Here is a 1240-nt window from a genome sequence, read left to right on the forward strand (position 1 = left end):
AGAAATCAGGACTGGCCTTTCCGTTTGGAATGATGCCGAATTCGCACTCGAGGGTAAAACCAGCGCCATTAGGTGCCTCGTAGAAGATAACAGTACCGTCTTTGTCCAATCTTCTGGATCTTATTGGTCCCTTTAAATAGATATCTTTGAGTTTTCCAATCAGAAGCTCCTGACTGTCTGTAAGGCTAGAGTAGTATTCATAAAAAACTGACAGGACCTGTCTGTCTTGGTTCTGTTCGGCATATTCCTGAATTTCCCCTGAAATTTTCTCATCCCATGATCCTGTATAGGCAAAGACTTTGTCTTCAGCCAATCCTAGGATCATGCCTCTTTTCTGGCTGGCATATAGTGCACGTTCTTCTGGTGTCGGTGGTTTCATGATCTTGCTTGGGGCAAGCGAGCAGCCACGGAGGAATCCGGAAAGTCTTATTTCCGGATATTTGGGATAGAGAATAATTTGGGAACCTGTGGCTTCTTCAGTTTCACCTTCCGGTGTGATCCAGAACAGTTTGAGAGGTGCCTTGAATATCGGACCCTTGCTGGATTCTCCATCTGCGCGGATCTCTCCCAGTGGAAAATCCTGAAGAACTTCAAAATTTCCCCCAAAATAGATTTGCTGTTTGGAATTGTCATTATTGGAAAGCGGTTTGAGCAGGATCCGGGTTGCCCCTAGGGCCTGCATTGTCTGTGACATCTGCCTGATAGTCGCCATATACGATCCGGTCATTGTTCTTCTGACCGGATCGTACCTCTATTTGAGTGATTTTTATAGCTTTTACGCAGAAATCTTGTCTTTTTTATGCTCCTGAATTTTTGCTGCCCGTAGAATGTAAGGTTCCAGCAACCTTGCAACGGCAGTGAAGACGGGTACGACAACCGAGTTACCGAACTGCTTGTAGGCCTGTGTATCCGAAACTGGAATACGGAAGAAGTCGTCTCCATCCAGTTTTTGGAAGCCCATCAGTCTGGCACATTCCCGTGGTGTCAGACGACGCGGACGGTTCTTCTGGTTATCAGGATCATCAAAATCTTCTTCTCCCCGCTGCATATCCCAGCCGCGGTCAATCAGGATTTCCGAACCGTCTTTATGATAACGGGCCGAAAGGGTTCTGGCCACGCTACCAGGATTTTTCGGATCTACCAGACCAAAGCCAAAACCGTTACCTTTAGCCTGATGTTTCTTGGCATAGTTGTAAAGATACTTCCAGAGATTTTCAGTCAATATGTATTTGTCTTCTAC

2 protein-coding genes are annotated in these 1240 nt (G+C 46.0%); both read right to left on the reverse strand.

Annotated elements, in window-relative coordinates:
* On the reverse strand, window positions 1-694 hold a 694-nt coding region (locus tag FTV43_RS15585), incomplete at its 3' end, for an MvaI/BcnI restriction endonuclease family protein (RefSeq protein WP_257224134.1).
* Window positions 695-775: 81 nt separating this feature from the next.
* Window positions 776-1240 (reverse strand): DNA cytosine methyltransferase (locus tag FTV43_RS15590; protein ID WP_179995849.1); only part of this gene is annotated, 465 nt, incomplete at its 5' end.

This window comes from Acinetobacter sp. YH16053 (assembly GCF_013417035.1).
GTDB classification, from domain to species: domain Bacteria; phylum Pseudomonadota; class Gammaproteobacteria; order Pseudomonadales; family Moraxellaceae; genus Acinetobacter; species Acinetobacter towneri.